This is a genomic window from Desulfosporosinus sp. BICA1-9, from assembly GCF_000802135.1.
Map to the genome: position 1 here is coordinate 1 of NZ_JUEE01000098.1, position 15,590 is coordinate 15,590.

Genomic DNA, 15,590 nt, shown 5'->3' on the forward strand with positions numbered 1-15,590 from the left:
CAATGCATAGTTGACCACTTAGAGTACCACTCCTTGCAGGTCAGGTTACCGTTCCACGGGCACTGCGAGATCTCCCGGGGTCATCCTACTTGCCTCCCTGTGAACTCGACCGTCTTAACTAATTTGGCTTTTTCCATTTATCGGGCTTTCTCACATCTTGCAAAGTTACCCACCAAACCAGCCAGCATCGGTTCGCTTTCGCTCCGTTCCACAGTTTGCCTTCAGACCCTCCGGACCCCTCCTCACGGACGACGCCCTGTCTGTTAGCTAGTGCTTCCGAATGGAATCGGCGCACAGAGGAACTTTAATCCTCCAATACAAATAGAACTGCCCGGCGCACAACAAGCCATTTTTTTGCGAAAATGGCCCCGCTAAGTTCAGGTATTGTATTCCAGAATCCTGTGCTTTCTTCGCGGCAATACTCAATCTCCCAGTACTTGGCGCAAAGGTTCCCGATAGAAGCCCCGGCACTAAAATAAGACAATTTTCCGCACTATGTCTCCCTACATGAGGAGGCACATTTTCTTTAACAAGGTAGGAAGTCAGCCCTCTGCCATAATATTGACTGAGTACGTCATTATATTCCCGTTCTTCCACGGTTTCAGCCGTAAGATTTACGTACATTATTTTGCTCAAAGTCAGTTCTCCCTTCAATATTTAACATGCACTCCAAATATTGACGCGTATATTCCGCTTGGAGCGAGGTCAAGACCTCTTCTTTCAGCCCAGCTTCTACGATTTTCCCTTGATGAAGGACAAGTATGAAGGTGCATAAATCAAACAATATATTTTTGTTATGAGTCACGATAATAAAGCTAATCCCCAGCAGTTTGTTTACTCTGCTAAAAATTGAACCCATTTCCTGCGCAGAACCTTCGTCGAGCATAGACATACTTTCATCCGCAATAATGATTTGGGGAAGTGTAATCAAGGCACGGGCTATGGCGATTTTTTGCCTTTGCCCACCACTAAGGCTCTTTATTTTCCGGTCCATAAATTCTTCCCCAGGAAGCCCTGCTAAAACAAGTGCTTCTTCAGGTTCCAAGTAATCTCGATGATTTCGTTTACAGAGTCTTGCCGGTTCAGACAGGGTGCTAATAACCGTTGCTTCATCCGCCATGGAGGCGTAAGGATCCTGGAAGACATACTGAATAGACGCACATTCTGCAAAACTGCGCTTTCTAAGTCGTCCAACCTCTTTTCCCAGCATAAACACACTGCCTGAATCTGCTGTTTCCAAACCCATCAAGATTTTGAAAAGCGTGGTTTTGCCCCCGCCGCTCTCCCCGATCAGCGCAATAATACTCCCTTCCTCTAGCTTCAGGTTTATTCCGTTCAGGATCACCGCGCTCCCAAAAGGAGTGTCAAAGGATTTGGTCAGGTTCGTCCCTTTTAACAGTTCAGACATTTTAACCTCCTGATAGAGTTCAGCTCTACTCAATTCCCAATTGATTGAGAGAATGCTACAGCTCAATCACCTTGTCAGCGATACTCGTTGCAAACCCCAAATGATGGGACACAACAATTAGGCCCGCTCCCTCATGTTTTCGCTTTTTAAGAAAATCCATGGTCTTAGATAAGGTCATAAAATCTAAGGCAGAGGAAGGTTCATCCAAGATAAAGAGCCGAGGCTGCTTGATAAATCCCATTAAAATGACCACTCTTTGCTTCATTCCCCCACTAATCTGAAAAGGGTATAAACGACTGATCTCTTTCTCTAAGCCTAGATCTTGAAAAAATAAGTCCAGTCTTGAGTCAGGTACCTTGCAGCTTCTTTTAACCAACTCAATCTGTTCCCCGATGGTTAATGACGGGTTTAAGCCGTTTTGGGCATATTGGGGCATATAACTGATGGCTTGATACCGCTCCCTCCCCCAGACCCGCAGATCCTTCCCCATTAGTTCAGCAAGGTCGTATTCCACCATGCCTGTGAAAGAATGACTAAAAAGGGCATTTAACAAGGTGGTCTTACCACACCCGGTTTTGCCCATGATCGCCAAACACATACCCTTACTCAGTTCAAGTTTTGGAAAACTCCACCAGGCAGAGCTACTTGAATACCTTGCTTTAAACTTACTAACCTTCAAAATCATTACGTTTCACTTCTAACTTCTAATTTCATCAACGTTATAGGCAATCCTAGAAATAGCCAACACAAAAATCAAAATACAAAGGAGCGGTGGTAGAAGATACCATAAATATGTATTGCCACTAAAAATCCCTTCATAATCTAAAGCATTCCTCATAAGACGCCCCCAGGATTTGGCCAGAGGGTCTCCTATCCCGAAAAAGGCCAAGGTGGATTCATACACAGCCGCTTTACCACACAGGAAAACAAACATCGTGGCAACTGCAGGATACAATTCTCGCCACATTTTTAGAGTAATATCGAAGATGTTGCCTTTCAAAAGCAGGGTGTATTGAACCTTTTCCAGCTCAATAACACTGAGAGCTTTAGCTCGGATAATCCTAGTGATTTTACTCCAGGAAAAAAAGGCAATCGCTAGAATGCTGTTATAAACCGTTGGCTTGGCAATCGCCGTAATAAAAAGCAAGACCACAATTTCCGGGACAAGAATAAACACTTCCGTCATCCTCACAATCATCCGATCGACTAAGCCTTTATAGTAAGCGGCTATGATCGCTAGGACCGTCCCGCTTAACGTGGCTAATACTGATGCAGCTATAGCAATTCCTATCGATACCCTGAAGCCGACGAGGAGCATGGATAAGATATCATGGCCCATTTCATCGTTCCCAAAAGATGATCGAAGGATGGGGACACTAAGGAATCAAAACTAAAATCACCGGCCTCGTAGGGAGAAATCAACGGGTAGGTTAATCCTATCAGGGCCATGACCAGTATAATAATCCAGGATCCTTTACTTGAATGAAAAATTTTCATGCCTGCACCCTCGGGTTTAACCTTTTGATGATTAGTTCAAAGATTAAATTAATCACAATTCCGTAAATACCCGTGACCAGCAGAATACCCTGCAAGAGCGGGTAGTCCCTGCTATAGGCGGCGGTCTTGAGCAGGGTTCCGATACCCGGATATGAAAATACCACTTCGACAAATAAAACTCCCGAGATAGCGTAGAGAAACTGAATATTTATCTTGCTCAGAATCTCGGGTAAGGTGTTCTTCAAGATGTACTTGTAATTTATAACGTGCTCTTGAATATTAAGATACTGGGCCATTTCCACAAACGGTTGGTTCTTGGTTCTAGAACAGGTATTATGGGTCAAGATAAAAATTGGAGGCAGTTCAGCCAACACAAGTACCCATAAGGGCAAAATGGCATGCCCTATTACATCCAGTATCCAACCAGGGTCACTAACGCTGATTCCCGGAGTGTATGCTCCACTCGAAGGAAACAGGTCAAACTTATAACTTAACAACATTTGCATAATGATAGCTATTACAATAACCGGCACAGAGTTTAGTCCAGTAAAAATGTTCAGCCAAACTGCCCTTTTTCTAGCCTTTCTAACCGCATAAAATAAGCCTAAAGGTATTCCTATACTGGATGAAATTCCAATGGATACAAAGGACAAGAAAATCGTCCAACCCAAGCACCCCGTCAATAAATCAGCAACAGGCAGTTTATAATGGAAGGACCTCCCCAGATCAAAATTCAAGAGATCTTTGAGATACAACAAAAACTGCTCTGGTACAGGTTTGTCTGGGTGATAGTATTGGACAAAGGAGTTAAAGCTATCTTCCGGCATCGTGGTATTGAGCACATACATATCCGAATGGGAAAAAAAGAAGGGACTACCCGGGATTAACCTGGGCAGTAAAAAACTTATTGAAGCTACCAGAACTATATAAATAATCGTCTTCTTTAGAATCTTCATCATTGATCCCCGTACTATTTCCACTGTCCCTTAATATAGACCAGCTTGTTTTGTGTCGTGGGCACAGCGATAGCGACCCCGTCTTTCGTGAAAAACCAGCCGTCAAATTTATTCTGATTATAAGCAAAGGTAATTTTCCTATAATACAGGGTTAACGTCGGGAGTTCCTCGGCAATGATTTCTTGAAGCTCGGCAACCTTTTGGTAGCGCTTAGAGTGATCATTTTCCCGTAACTGCTCAGTAAAGAGTTGATCAAATTGATCGTTAGACCAACCTTTTCCGCCCTGAGTTGTTATTTTGGGCGTAGACCCTTGAGTAACTTTTTCCGAAGCAAATCTGGCAAGCAGCACCGGATCTCCACCAAAGGAACCATGCCCATTGAGAGCTAACTGAAATTTCCCTTCCTTCATTAAGGAATCTAGGCTCTGCCCATCCATGGCTTTAACATTTATTTTAATCCCCGCAGCAGAACAATAATTTTTAATCATTTCCGCTTCATTGACCCGATCATCCGTGACGATGAATTCGTACTCCATGGATTTACCCTTGAAATCCCTCGTGCCATCTTGATTGACGTCCTTCATCCCCGCAGCATCCAAGAGTTGTTTCGCTTTTTCGGGACTAAATTCATACTGCTTTACATCTTTAGAATACCATTCGGAATCGGGATGAATATGCCCAGGATTGCCCGCTACGGCACTGTTTTTAGTCGCTTTTTCGACCAGCTCTTGACGGTTGATGGCGTAATATAAAGCCTGTCTCAGCTCACGTTGGTTAAACTCTGGTACTCCAAAGTTAAAATACATCCTGCCAACCCACAGACCCGGTCCTTCGATGACTTTAAACTTCCCCTCCTTTTGAAGCTGCATGGCCTCACCATATTTCGTTCTCTGTGCAACATCAAGTTCGCCCTTTTCAAGAGCCTCTTTCGGGTTTTGACTTGGACTAAAAATGAGCTTATCGACAACAGGCTCACCATAGAAATAGTCTTTATTCGCTTGATAGATATAAGTTCCAGCCGTTTTGTCGTAACTCGCTAGCGCAAAAGGCCCTGAGGATCCATCAAGTTGTACTTAGGCAGGGGCATAGATATAACTGCCGACTTGATCTTGGCAAAGAAGTCCTTTTGTCTCGAAAAAGATTTGTATAGTGCCAACGAAACCGAACAGGCTTTATCCTTGGCATTTCTGTAACTGACCGATAGAGAGCTACCGAAGCGGGCAAATACTTTCTTTACACTGATGTCGAATTTGCGTGCCAAGGTTTTAGCAATAGAAAACATAACAACGTATTGGATGCGCCAGCCCTTAAAGAAGTTGTAGCACCCGCGTTGCTGAGTCAGGAGCCCGCGGAGTACCTGGTTGCCGTATTTGATGATTTCTTCCGGAGGTTCCCTAAGGAGGCGAGAGATACCAATGGGATAACCATTACCTGTACACATACCGTTTTAAAGTAGCTTTTTCAGGATACCATCCGTATTCATGTAGATACGGATGGTTGAGTCAAAAGGGTTGCTGTGAAATTTGCAGTGTTTGCCGGTGCCCTTGCGGATGATGTATGCGAGAAACGTCACCTCATTTTCTGCAGCATGTGTGATTTTGGTTTTCTCGTCGCTCAACCTCAGGCAGAGCTCGTTCTTCAAGAACTCCTTGATTTTCTGTTTCAAATCGACTGCATAGGTCTTGGGGGCAATCACGCCAATCAGAAAATCGTCGGCGTAACGCACATACTTCACTCTGCGAAAATCGGGGTCGTATCTGTCACTGGACGGGAGGTTTTCCATTGCATACTTCAGGTGTTTAATGGTTTTGGTGTCGCTGCCTTTATTGACCGCTTTTCTGTAAAGGTATCTTGCCTTGGCGTAGTTAGGGTTTTGCCTGCGGTAGCCACCTGTGGTGTCAATCTTAATAATGTTTTCCATAAGTCTGTCCAGCTTATCAAGATAGATGTTGCAGAGGATGGGGCTGCAACAGGAGCCCTGTGCGTTACCGGTTTTGGTTCTCTGGAGAGTATGTTGCATGTCGAAGTAGCCGGCCTTGAGTATCTTATTGATAAGCCGGAGAAACCGTTCGTCGTTGATACGTTTGCGAAGTATTGTTTCCAGAATGCGATGGTCAATTTCATCAAAGCAGGCGGAGATGTCACCCTCGATAAACCAAACCGTACCCTTCCACGTCTCTACCTCAGCTATAGCCCCTTGAGTAGAGCGTTTTGGGCGGAAACCGTAAGATAGGTTAGAAAAGGTAGGTTCGTAGATGCACTCCAGGATAATGCGGATAGCCTCCTGTACCAGCTTGTCCTTTCCATTTGGAAAGCTGAGCTTGCGCACTGGCTGAAAAAGGGGTAGAACTATCGACTGTTCTCTGTAATAACAAAGGGGAACTTCGCACCAGCGACTTATGCCTCCAAATTAAGTCTAATACAAAAGCGGTTATAATGACTCATGCTTCCAATGTCAGTGGTACGATATTACCTTTAGAAGAAGTCGGCAAACTATGCAAGGAGTATGAACTGTTGTTTATCATTGATTGTGCACAGACAGCTGGTTTCTTAGCCATAGATTTTGTTAGACTAAAGGCCGATGCGTTAGCGTTTACAGGCCATAAAGGTCTCTTAGGACCCCAAGGAATAGGCGGCTTTTACCTTAACGATAAATTAGCCTCTCTCGTTGAACCCTTGATCGAAGGGGGAACAGGAAGCGCATCAGAAAGTGTTCTTCAACTAACTTATATGCCAGATCGTTTTGAAGCAGGCACATTAAACTTGCCAGGTATTTACGGGCTTAATGCTTCACTTAAATACATAATCGCGGAAGGCATTACTACTATTAGAGAAAAAGAGCTTAATCTTGTTCACAGGTTTATTCAAAATGTGCAAACCATTCCTGGGGTTCAGCTCATTGGCCCCGACCAAAAACAAGACCGAACAGGGATTGCTTCTCTTAACTTTTTGAATCACGATAATGCGGAAGTTAGCTATCAATTGTTTAAGGACTTTGGAATCATGACTCGTTGCGGCCTTCATTGTGCTCCAGCAGCCCATCATACACTTGGTACGTTTCCCCATGGAACAGTACGCTTTAGCTTTAGCTTTAGCTTTAGCTTTAGCTTTAGCTTTAGCTATTTTAATTCAAACCAGGATGTGGACTATGTCATTAATTCATTAAATGAATGTAGCTACTAAATTGATTAACCGTCAAAGTTGGTACTTTTGACGGTTAATTATATGCCTTTTCTAGGTTGGTGTATGGTAGTGTATTCAATGTCTTCAGGTTACTACTAAGCTCTGAAACTCTTGCTATGATTGGTACGCCACCCAGGGATCGAACCAGGGACCTGCCGATTAAGAGTCGGATGCTCTACCAGCTGAGCTAGTGGCGCAATAATAACTTTGGAAAGTATACTGGTGAGTCGCGGCTATGTAACGATAGCTTGGCCTTTAGGAGTAGAATACTAAACAACTTTTTATAGCATTTTATCTCATCACTAAAACATTATTAACTATTATTTCTTTTACATTATAGTCTTCTTTTAGTTAATAAGCTAGTTTTTTTTATTTCCTTTTCTTTAAGCAGTTATTTCTTCGTGTATCAATTGTATTTCTTTTTTGTTGCTTTACGCTGGCGTCTAAAATAACCGAAAATTGATGGATTCCTTAATCGGTGCAGTTTTCCAACACCTTCTGATAATCCACGGGATTATCCATATCCAGCAGTACTCCCTGGTCCGCCACTTCCACACTCGAGGTATTCATTGCAGAATTATTCAGCAGCGCCCTTAAGCCTCCCGGCTGGTTCCAGGCAAGTATCCAAAGCTCGATGTCGCCCTCTCTTTACGCGAGAACATAGCATTTTTGGTTTTCCTCGTACCTGACGAATCCTTGCCTTGACGAACTATTAAGATGCCGTGATACTTCAGAAGTGGTCAGGCCTAAAACCTTTGCAATCTCTTCGCTTGTATGGGATCCTTCCCGCAAGAGTGTGATAATTTGACTGATCGCCAATTTCTCTCCAACTGTTTCATCAAACAACCTGCCGAACTCTTCACTTCTGAAAAACTTATAATACTCTTCATCTGTTTTAAAACGCACTCTCAGTCTTTCCATATCTACCAGCTTAATGTAGGGGACTAGGTTTGTAACTGCTTCAAGTTTGGACCTTAAGTCATTTTTGTCTATTCCTTCGCTTTTGCCGAGAGGTCCTAAATTCTCTACCTTCATGCTAAATTCATTCATAATATTGGCGAATCGGATTCCTTCACCGGCTGATACCCATTCTAGCCTTAATCTTTCGGGGTTCACCCCTATGTACTCAAGTATTTTTTTACCTAGAAGCACCATGCTGATTGCATCGTAATTTCCTTCAGTATTGTAATGGCAGTCGTTAAGATGACAACCGCCGATAAACACCCCATCTTGTCCATTTGAGAAAGCTCGAAGTATATGTTCCAGCTCAACTCTGCCAGAGCACATCACCCTTATAAGCCTTATATAAGGGGGGTATTGAAAACGAGAAACTCCAGCAAGGTCTGCCCCTCCGTAGGTGCACCAATTGCATATCATGCCTAAGATCCTTGGTTTAAACGTAAGTTCTGTACTCATTCTAATTCACCGCCTTACTTAGTAATCCTGGCTTTCATTATTATTGAACTGCTACAAAGTCTGGAATAGCCGCGTCAATTTGACTCATGAGTTCTTCATGGGTATAGTGCTTTAGAGAAATAGCCCTTGTTGGACACTTTGCGTTACAGAGACCATCTCCCTTACAAAGAACAGGATTAACCACAGCCTTTCTGCCTTTTGGGGTATCATGAAACTCTATGGCACCATATGTACATGCTGCAATGCATGCTCCACACGAAATACAGTTACTCTCATTCACCTCACAAACAGAGCCGGAGGCTACGACTGTATTATGGGAGAGAAGAGTCAAGACCCTACCTGCTGCTCCATAAGCCTGGCTAATTGTTTCCGATATATGCTTGGGATAGTGAGCTATCCCACACAGGTAAATGCCGTCTGTGCTAAAGTCAACCAGTCTTAGTTTGACATGGGCTTCTTGGAAGAAACCATCTAGACTCGTATTCACCTTGAATAACTTGGTTGCTTCCTGGCTTCCCGCTGACGGAATAACGGCAACAGCTAAAGATAGTGCATCCGCAGCTATTTCAAGCTTCTTACCTAACACTAGATCGGTCACGGTAACCCTTAAGACACTCCGGCCATCCTCCTCAATGGCTTCCACCTGAGGTTTATCCTGCGGCTCATAGCGGATGAACCTTACATCCTTACTTGCCGCTTCCCGGTAATAATCCTCTTTGTACCCATACGTTCTCATATCGCGGAATAGAATGTAGATATCCATCTGGGGGTTTATCTCTTTAAGTTTCAAGGCATTTTTTATCGACTCGCTACAACATATCCGACTACAGTAATTTCTGTCTTCATTTCTGCAACCCACGCATTGGATCATCACCAAACTCTCGGAGTTAAGCAGCCTTTCATCTCCTTTGGCGATTTGCTCCTCCAACTCCAAGTGGGTTATTACTCTATCATCTTCACCATATAGGTACTCGGTGGGTTGGTATACTTCAGCACCTGTAGCGAGGATGGTTGCTCCATGGTTTATCTCTGCGACCCTTCCTTCAGACTTTACCTTGGTTACGAAATTTCCCACAAAACCGCCAGTCTCAATGATGGAAGCATCAGTATAGACGTGGATTAAGCGGTGCTGATAAACCTTGCGTATGACATCTCGCAAATACCCTTGAACATCCATCCCTTCCAAGGTGTAATGGATTCTGCGAGCCATTCCCCCAATGACAGTATCCTTTTCCACTAGGTAGACCACATGTCCCTGGTTGGCTATGCTCAGAGCACTGGTCAGACCGGCGAAACCTCCTCCGACTACTAAGGCCGCCTTGTTGACGGGCAGATCAAATTCCTGCAAGGGCTCCAAACGGCAAGCTCGGGCTACCGACATCCGGACAATATCCTGTGCCTTTTGGGTGGCCTTCTCCTTTTCTTTGGAGTGGACCCAAGAGCAATGTTCTCTAATATTAGCCATGTCGTAATAATATTGGTTAATTCCCGCTTCCCGAAGCGTGTCTCGGAATAGCGGCTCATGTGTCCTAGGGGTACAGGCGGCGACTACCACGCGATTGAGCCCTTTTTCCCGGATCGATTTTGACAGTTTCGCAGCAGCCTCAGTAGAACATATAAAGAGGCTTTCTTCAGCGTAAACGACATTAGGTAACGTCAGTGCATATTCAACTGTAGAGGGGACATCGACTATTCTTCCGATATTCGCTCCACAATGACACACATAGACTCCTACCCTGGGCTCCTCTTCCGAGGTATCCCTTTCCGGTGGATATATCCTTTCTTTAGCCAGATTCCCACGCCGGTAGTCAAGGAGTTCACCACATTGGGAACCAGCCCCACTGGCAGTCATAACCGACTCGGGGATATCTACAGGGCCCTGGAAAGCTCCGCTTATGAAAATTCCAGGCCTAGTGGTCTCCATAGGATTAACAGGATTGGTTTTACAAAAGCCGTGAGAATTGAGCTCAATACCGAACATATTTGCGATGCCCTTTGCATCAGCAGGAGGGTTCAATCCAACGGATAGAACCACCATATCAAATTCTTCCTCTTTAACTCCATGCTCTAATGTAGAATATCTTATTGTTACATTCTTGCTTCCCGAGATTTCTTTCCCTATTGATACATAGCTTCTGATAAATCGAATTCCGGGAAGTTTTTCTGTTCTTTGGTAGAATCGTTCGAAATCCTTGCCATAGGAACGAATATCGTTATGGAATATGGTACACTCGGCCTCATCATCATGGTCTTTGGTTAAAATTACCTGTTTTTGGGTATACGTGCAACATACACCTGAACAATAGCTGTTACCGCCCGCAGGGTTAACCTGTCGCGAACCAACGCAGTGAATCCAAGCTATTTTATGGGGATGCCTCTTGTCGGAAGCGCGAAGTATCTCACCTTCGTATGGCCCAGTGGCACATAATAGCCGTTCAAAGTCAAGACTGGTTACCACGTTCTCAAACTTGCCATAGCCATAGTCGTTCATTAACTTAGGATTAAATGGCTCAAAGCCCGAAGACAGAACGATCGCCCCAACGTTTACCTCTACCCTCTCTGCCGTTTGATTAAAATCTATGGCCTCAGACTTACAGACTGATTGGCAAATAGTACATTTCCTTTCTTTAAAGTAAAGGCAGCTTTCATCTATATAAGATACAAGAGGAATTGCTTGAGCGAAGTATATATGGATGGCTTTATTCTTCGATATCTCTTGATTAAATTGATCAGGGGACATGACCGGGCAGTATTCAACACAGACAGTACAACCCGTGCATTTGCTCTCTATAACATATCTAGGCTTTTTAATCAGGGTTACCTTGAAGTCTCCCGCTTCCCCTACTACACTGTCAACTTCAGTATAGGTCATGATCTTAATATTGGGATGTCTGTTACACTCAGAAAACTTAGGCGATTCAATGCACATGGAGCAGTCATTCGTAGGAAAGGTCTTGTCAAGCTGGGACATCTTGCCGCCAATGGTCGGTGATTTCTCAACCATGTAAACCTTAAAACCTGCAGTGGCAAGATCAAGAGCAGCTTGAATACCGCTGATCCCTCCGCCGACAACCATTACATCTCCAAAATTGCTGCCTGCGAGACTTATAACAGGCTGTCCTTCAATCTTTCTTTCTGATTCTTTTTCCATTTCTCTCCGCCCTCATCAAGTAATTGAGGACATTCCTCCGACTACCCCTGACTTGTACTCAAGAAGAGGAGGAGTGTCCCCTTTCTTTTCATAGATGATTTCTTGGAAGTCAAACGACTCCGCTGGTGTTCCTAAGAATTTACACACTTCTTTCTTGTTATCCCTCCAGTTTCTTAAATTTTATTACGCACCAATTATCACTTATATCTTATTTATAAACATAATTTATTGCTAATGCAATTAGCATGCCATTATTATAATTCGAAACCTTATTTTGCTTATGGTTTGAAAACTATGTTTAACTGTCGAAAATTGGTGCTGAACGGTAATACTTCACAAGATATCAAACTTTTTTATTTAATGGCATCTCTTGGAAACGCTAAATACCACTGCAAGCTTGCAGTGGTATTTAGCGTTATAGGCAATAAGGCTACTAGAAGCAGAGTTCTATTAAGTCGGTATTGCATCACAACGATGCAATACCGACTTAATATTTAGTTAAATAGTACGGATTCTATGACCATTTACCCGTCGCTCTGCATTCGTGACTGTTGCGGTCTTCTCTAACGCTTTAAATTATAAAACCTGATTTCCCTATAGTTCTACGGGTTGGATTCTTTTTTTAAGCGCTTCATCATCCAGCAATTTATTTGCTACCCAGGCCGCAACTTCTCCGGTGATTTTCACACAGTGCGCTTTTCGTTCCGGAGAGTCAAAGATTAAATCTTTAGTAATCACTCGACAACAAGTACTCTTATATGTTTTTTTGATATGGTCATGAAGTTCCGCCGCGACAGGAAACATTCTACTGTTCATGGCATTGCCAGGATCCCTGCCGTAAACTATCCCTAAGGCCATTACTCCACCACTGATAGCTCCACAAACACACCCAGATCTACCGATTCCGACCGGGAAACCGGAGGCCAATCGGACAATTGAAGTATCCAAGGGCCAGCCAAGAAATTCATTGAGGGTATGAACAACGGCCTCGGAACAATAAAACTCGCCTCTTTGGAAACACCCTCCAGCCTTTGTTCTTACATCGGCAATGATTTTTTCTCTTCCCATAATAACGCTCCTCCCAGATTGTAGCTAAGTATACAGTTATGTGCATTTAACAGATGGCACTTGCCAACTCAAGCAAGTGCCATTCATAGTTCTTATGCGAGTAAGGCTGCACCCAAGGCAGCTGTTAATTCGGGTTCCGGCGGGATCACAACGTCCCCCTTTAACTCTCGTTGGAGGAAGTAGACAAGAAGGCTGTAATATGCGCCTCCTCCGGTAAATATCAAAGATTCCGGATGTCCGACAGACTCAACAAAATTAGCAAGACGTTTTGCCGTACTTTTGAAAAGGCCCGCAATGACTTCAGGTTTGGGGATCCCTTTAGCAAGCATCGTGATAACTTCTGATTCAGCAAACACTGTACACATGGAATTGATAGGCATTGGCTTAGCATCTGCAGCTAAATTCAGTTCCTCAGTCGTTAGATCTAAGCCCTTCAGGATAACATCTAAAAAACGCCCGGTCCCGGCAGCACACTTGTCATTCATGATAAACTGAACAACTTTTCCCTCGGCGTTCTTCCTAATAACCTTAGCGTCTTGCCCCCCTAAGTCAAGAATGTAGGCATTATCCGGGAAATAGGCATGACACCCTCTACTCTGACAGGTGATTTCCGTAATCACCCGTCCTTCGGGAAAGTTTACCCGTCCATACCCTGTAACAACGAGTTTTTCGGGTTTTTCTCCATGTTCTTTGAGGTAGGACTTAAGTAAGGTGATACCCGCTTGCACGGAATCAAAACGGGAGGGTACGACTTGGCTAAATAGTCGTTCCCCGTTTTCTAACACGACCAACTTTGTATTAACCGAGCCAAGATCTAACCCCGCTTGCCTCATGCACGAATCATCTCGATTAAAGCCTCAATCCGGGTTAAAAGTTGCCCCTGATCTTCATCAGAAAAATCACTTTCCAGGCGCAGGTAGGGAATCATTTTCTTCTCCATTTCTTTGCCCACAAAATAACTTTCTACACCATAGGTCTGACAGAACTGAAGCGTAAAATCAATCACAGCATCTGCTTTTAAATGTTCCGCCATGAAAGATATATCTTCCATGCGCCCTTGATTCGGGGTAAAGCAGGCACAATTCACCTTTAAGGGGCGCTTAGCAATATTAGCGAGCATATCCGATACACTATCTGCTGGCTCGGTGACATCCTTATAATAGCGTTCTCCTGTACAGGTTTCTTCCCCGACAACGACAGCCCCAGCTTGTTCGATTAAGGCATGAAGTTTCCAAGCTGGAAGCGGTTGCGGTGTCCCTGTTACCAGAATCCTTGGTGCATCGGCAGGAGCGACTCCGAACCCCTCTTTGACCCGTACATCAAGTTCGTCACACAAAGCATTGACTTGAGCCGCGAAGCGAACCGGATCGTCAAAGAAGGACAGTTGATTGATTAAGAGGACATCTAAGCCGTGAATAGGAGCTGGATTATGTTTTCTTAAGTTAGCTAACCTTTGGAGGGCTAAGCGTTTATTATTGATCACCTGAATCCCGTGAGCAAGATTCTCGGCGGTTAAATCCACCTTGGTCTCGCGTTCAATAAAGGAAGCAAACTCACGCACTTCTTCTTCCCAGAGACGGGCATCCTTGGCGTCTTTCTTTTGCGGGAGGTCCATCACATAGGTAGGAATATGTTCGTTTAGGATCTCCCAGGCCTTCTTCTTCCCGTCACAGGTCGTCTCCCCGATGACCCAATCCGAAACTTGGAAATACGGGCAAATCCGGTCTAATTTAAAGCCCATGGTTGATTTAATCAATGGGCAGAGATTACGAGGCAAGACTTTTTCCCCCGAAGAAACTGTATACTGGGCTCCAGCACATAAGCCGATGCTTACACTTCCAGTCGCAACAACAATTTCTTCCGGAACATAGACGCAAAAGGTCGAAAACACCTTAGCTCCCGCTTCTCTCTTAGCATAGAGTTCATGCACACGAATCCCATGCACATCTCCGACTACTGCATCAAAATACCCCATCGCTGCAGGGCGATTGGGTCGATCCAAAAACAAGCTCGTAAAAATCGCTGGTACAGGGGCTAAAAAATCATCATGTTTCTCTAAATCCATTCCTAGGGCTGTCCATAACTCTCTGTTATCCATTCTTTTATCCTCCCCGTTTCTCACAATTCGCTTACATTTATGGATCTTAGATATGTATCACTTTATCGCTTTCATGCATAACCGTGATGATCTCAGGCATAGTGGAAACCTCTCCAACCTCGATTTTATCCTTGATACCGTAATAATCCAGACAGGTCACACAGGCTAACAGAGTTACGCCCGATTCCTCTGCTAAAATCTTCAGAGCATCGACTGCGGAAAATTCGGGTAACAAAAGCTGCACCCCTTTTTCCAGAAAAAGAATATGGGACGGTTTCTCAGCCGCCTGCAAGAGCTTCAAAAAGAAACTGTGCATTAGGCGTTTGCCCAGTTCAGGGTCTTGATGACCAATGGTATCTGAGCTGATAAAGTAGGCAAAGGACATTGAATTCTCCCCCCATTATAATTATTATGTTATTATATATTATCACTAAATTAATATGTTTTAAAGGGCTAACTTTAACAAAATGATTGTCTCTTAGTTTATCAAATTCAATAGAGTAGGGGCGATTACTCGCCCCTCTCACGGAACCGTGCATGCGGACCATCGCACACGGCTCTTCCATCAGTTCGCCTTTTTAGCACAAAGATTTTCGTAAACACCTAACAGACTGACAAAACCAATCTTTTCAAACCATTTAAGGTCAAGGGCTGCATGAACCATTTGACACGCCGAATTCCGCCACCTAGTCATGGACAAGCTTAACATCTTGTCCTTTTTCCATCCTTTGCGCATTAGGATAGACCAAATACGGCGTGGATTGCGCCAACTCCGCATCTGTACCATTCTGACTCGTCGCCGTATCCACGTAT

General features: G+C 44.0%; 13 protein-coding genes, 1 tRNA gene and 2 pseudogenes. 1 reads left to right on the forward strand and 15 read right to left on the reverse strand.

Annotation, left to right across the window (positions count from 1 at the left end; translation table 11 throughout):
- Window positions 1-267 precede the first annotated feature (267 nt).
- The 7 genes and pseudogenes from JL57_RS12945 to JL57_RS12975 all read right to left on the reverse strand — a co-directional run.
- On the reverse strand, window positions 268-636 hold the full coding sequence (locus tag JL57_RS12945; protein ID WP_034142469.1) for an aldehyde ferredoxin oxidoreductase N-terminal domain-containing protein: 369 nt from the start codon (window positions 634-636) through the stop codon (window positions 268-270).
- The gene (locus JL57_RS12950; protein ID WP_034142470.1) at window positions 602-1,408 is read right to left on the reverse strand and encodes an ABC transporter ATP-binding protein; all 807 of its coding nucleotides are present in this window, start codon (window positions 1,406-1,408) and stop codon (window positions 602-604) included. Before JL57_RS12950 ends, JL57_RS12945 begins: the two co-directional genes overlap by 35 nt.
- A 55-nt stretch (window positions 1,409-1,463) precedes the next feature.
- Window positions 1,464-2,093: an ATP-binding cassette domain-containing protein gene (locus tag JL57_RS12955; RefSeq protein WP_034142471.1), complete on the reverse strand. Its 630-nt coding sequence runs from the start codon at window positions 2,091-2,093 to the stop codon at window positions 1,464-1,466.
- Between the two features lie 12 nt (window positions 2,094-2,105).
- Window positions 2,106-2,747 carry an ABC transporter permease gene (locus JL57_RS12960; RefSeq protein ID WP_034142472.1) on the reverse strand — a complete coding sequence of 214 codons (642 nt, stop codon included), beginning with the start codon at window positions 2,745-2,747 and terminating at the stop codon, window positions 2,106-2,108.
- Window positions 2,748-2,901: 154 nt separating this feature from the next.
- Window positions 2,902-3,864, reverse strand: coding sequence for an ABC transporter permease (locus JL57_RS12965; RefSeq protein ID WP_291300040.1), 963 nt, complete (start codon window positions 3,862-3,864; stop codon window positions 2,902-2,904).
- An 11-nt stretch (window positions 3,865-3,875) separates the two neighbouring features.
- Window positions 3,876-4,868, reverse strand: coding sequence for an ABC transporter substrate-binding protein (locus JL57_RS12970; RefSeq protein WP_291300043.1), 993 nt, complete (start codon window positions 4,866-4,868; stop codon window positions 3,876-3,878).
- Between the two features lie 47 nt (window positions 4,869-4,915).
- Window positions 4,916-6,190 (reverse strand): annotated as a pseudogene (locus JL57_RS12975) (reverse transcriptase domain-containing protein); the annotation flags it as partial.
- On the opposite strand from JL57_RS12975, the gene JL57_RS12980 reads away from it, so the two are divergent.
- A complete protein-coding gene (locus JL57_RS12980) occupies window positions 6,190-7,044 on the forward strand; it encodes an aminotransferase class V-fold PLP-dependent enzyme (RefSeq protein ID WP_291300044.1) in 855 nt (284 codons plus the stop codon). The pseudogene JL57_RS12975 and the gene JL57_RS12980 sit on opposite strands and share 1 nt — an antisense overlap.
- A gap of 121 nt (window positions 7,045-7,165) precedes the next feature.
- On the opposite strand, the gene JL57_RS12985 is transcribed toward JL57_RS12980, so the two are convergent.
- The 8 genes and pseudogenes from JL57_RS12985 to JL57_RS13020 all read right to left on the reverse strand — a co-directional run.
- A tRNA-Lys gene (locus tag JL57_RS12985) sits at window positions 7,166-7,241 on the reverse strand.
- Window positions 7,242-7,692: 451 nt separating this feature from the next.
- Window positions 7,693-8,460, reverse strand: coding sequence for a hydrogenase iron-sulfur subunit (locus tag JL57_RS12990; protein WP_034142475.1), 768 nt, complete (start codon window positions 8,458-8,460; stop codon window positions 7,693-7,695).
- A 40-nt stretch (window positions 8,461-8,500) separates the two neighbouring features.
- Window positions 8,501-11,611, reverse strand: coding sequence for a CoB--CoM heterodisulfide reductase iron-sulfur subunit A family protein (locus tag JL57_RS12995; RefSeq protein ID WP_034142476.1), 3,111 nt, complete (start codon window positions 11,609-11,611; stop codon window positions 8,501-8,503).
- A 594-nt stretch (window positions 11,612-12,205) separates the two neighbouring features.
- Window positions 12,206-12,679: a C-GCAxxG-C-C family protein gene (locus JL57_RS13000; RefSeq protein WP_034142477.1), complete on the reverse strand. Its 474-nt coding sequence runs from the start codon at window positions 12,677-12,679 to the stop codon at window positions 12,206-12,208.
- Between the two features lie 92 nt (window positions 12,680-12,771).
- Window positions 12,772-13,512, reverse strand: a complete 741-nt coding sequence (locus JL57_RS13005) for an acyl-CoA dehydratase activase (RefSeq protein ID WP_034142478.1) — start codon at window positions 13,510-13,512, stop codon at window positions 12,772-12,774.
- The gene (locus JL57_RS13010; protein ID WP_034142479.1) at window positions 13,509-14,777 is read right to left on the reverse strand and encodes a double-cubane-cluster-containing anaerobic reductase; all 1,269 of its coding nucleotides are present in this window, start codon (window positions 14,775-14,777) and stop codon (window positions 13,509-13,511) included. The genes JL57_RS13005 and JL57_RS13010 overlap by 4 nt, the downstream gene beginning before the upstream one ends.
- A gap of 46 nt (window positions 14,778-14,823) precedes the next feature.
- Complete coding sequence (locus JL57_RS13015; RefSeq protein ID WP_034142480.1) at window positions 14,824-15,162, reverse strand: DsrE family protein; 339 nt, start codon at window positions 15,160-15,162, stop codon at window positions 14,824-14,826.
- A 180-nt stretch (window positions 15,163-15,342) separates the two neighbouring features.
- Window positions 15,343-15,590, reverse strand: a pseudogene (locus JL57_RS13020) (hypothetical protein); the annotation flags it as partial.

Bases quoted from the DNA above. Each gene is read 5' to 3' on its own strand.
- JL57_RS12950 (WP_034142470.1), bottom strand. From the start codon at position 1,408: ATGTCTGAACTGTTAAAAGGGACGAACCTGACCAAATCCTTTGACACT.
- JL57_RS12955 (WP_034142471.1), bottom strand. From the start codon at position 2,093: ATGATTTTGAAGGTTAGTAAGTTTAAAGCAAGGTATTCAAGTAGCTCT.
- JL57_RS12960 (WP_034142472.1), bottom strand. From the start codon at position 2,747: ATGGGCCATGATATCTTATCCATGCTCCTCGTCGGCTTCAGGGTATCG.
- JL57_RS12965 (WP_291300040.1), bottom strand. From the start codon at position 3,864: ATGATGAAGATTCTAAAGAAGACGATTATTTATATAGTTCTGGTAGCT.
- JL57_RS12990 (WP_034142475.1), bottom strand. From the start codon at position 8,460: ATGAGTACAGAACTTACGTTTAAACCAAGGATCTTAGGCATGATATGC.
- JL57_RS12995 (WP_034142476.1), bottom strand. From the start codon at position 11,611: ATGGAAAAAGAATCAGAAAGAAAGATTGAAGGACAGCCTGTTATAAGT.
- JL57_RS13000 (WP_034142477.1), bottom strand. From the start codon at position 12,679: ATGGGAAGAGAAAAAATCATTGCCGATGTAAGAACAAAGGCTGGAGGG.
- JL57_RS13005 (WP_034142478.1), bottom strand. From the start codon at position 13,512: ATGAGGCAAGCGGGGTTAGATCTTGGCTCGGTTAATACAAAGTTGGTC.
- JL57_RS13010 (WP_034142479.1), bottom strand. From the start codon at position 14,777: ATGGATAACAGAGAGTTATGGACAGCCCTAGGAATGGATTTAGAGAAA.
- JL57_RS13015 (WP_034142480.1), bottom strand. From the start codon at position 15,162: ATGTCCTTTGCCTACTTTATCAGCTCAGATACCATTGGTCATCAAGAC.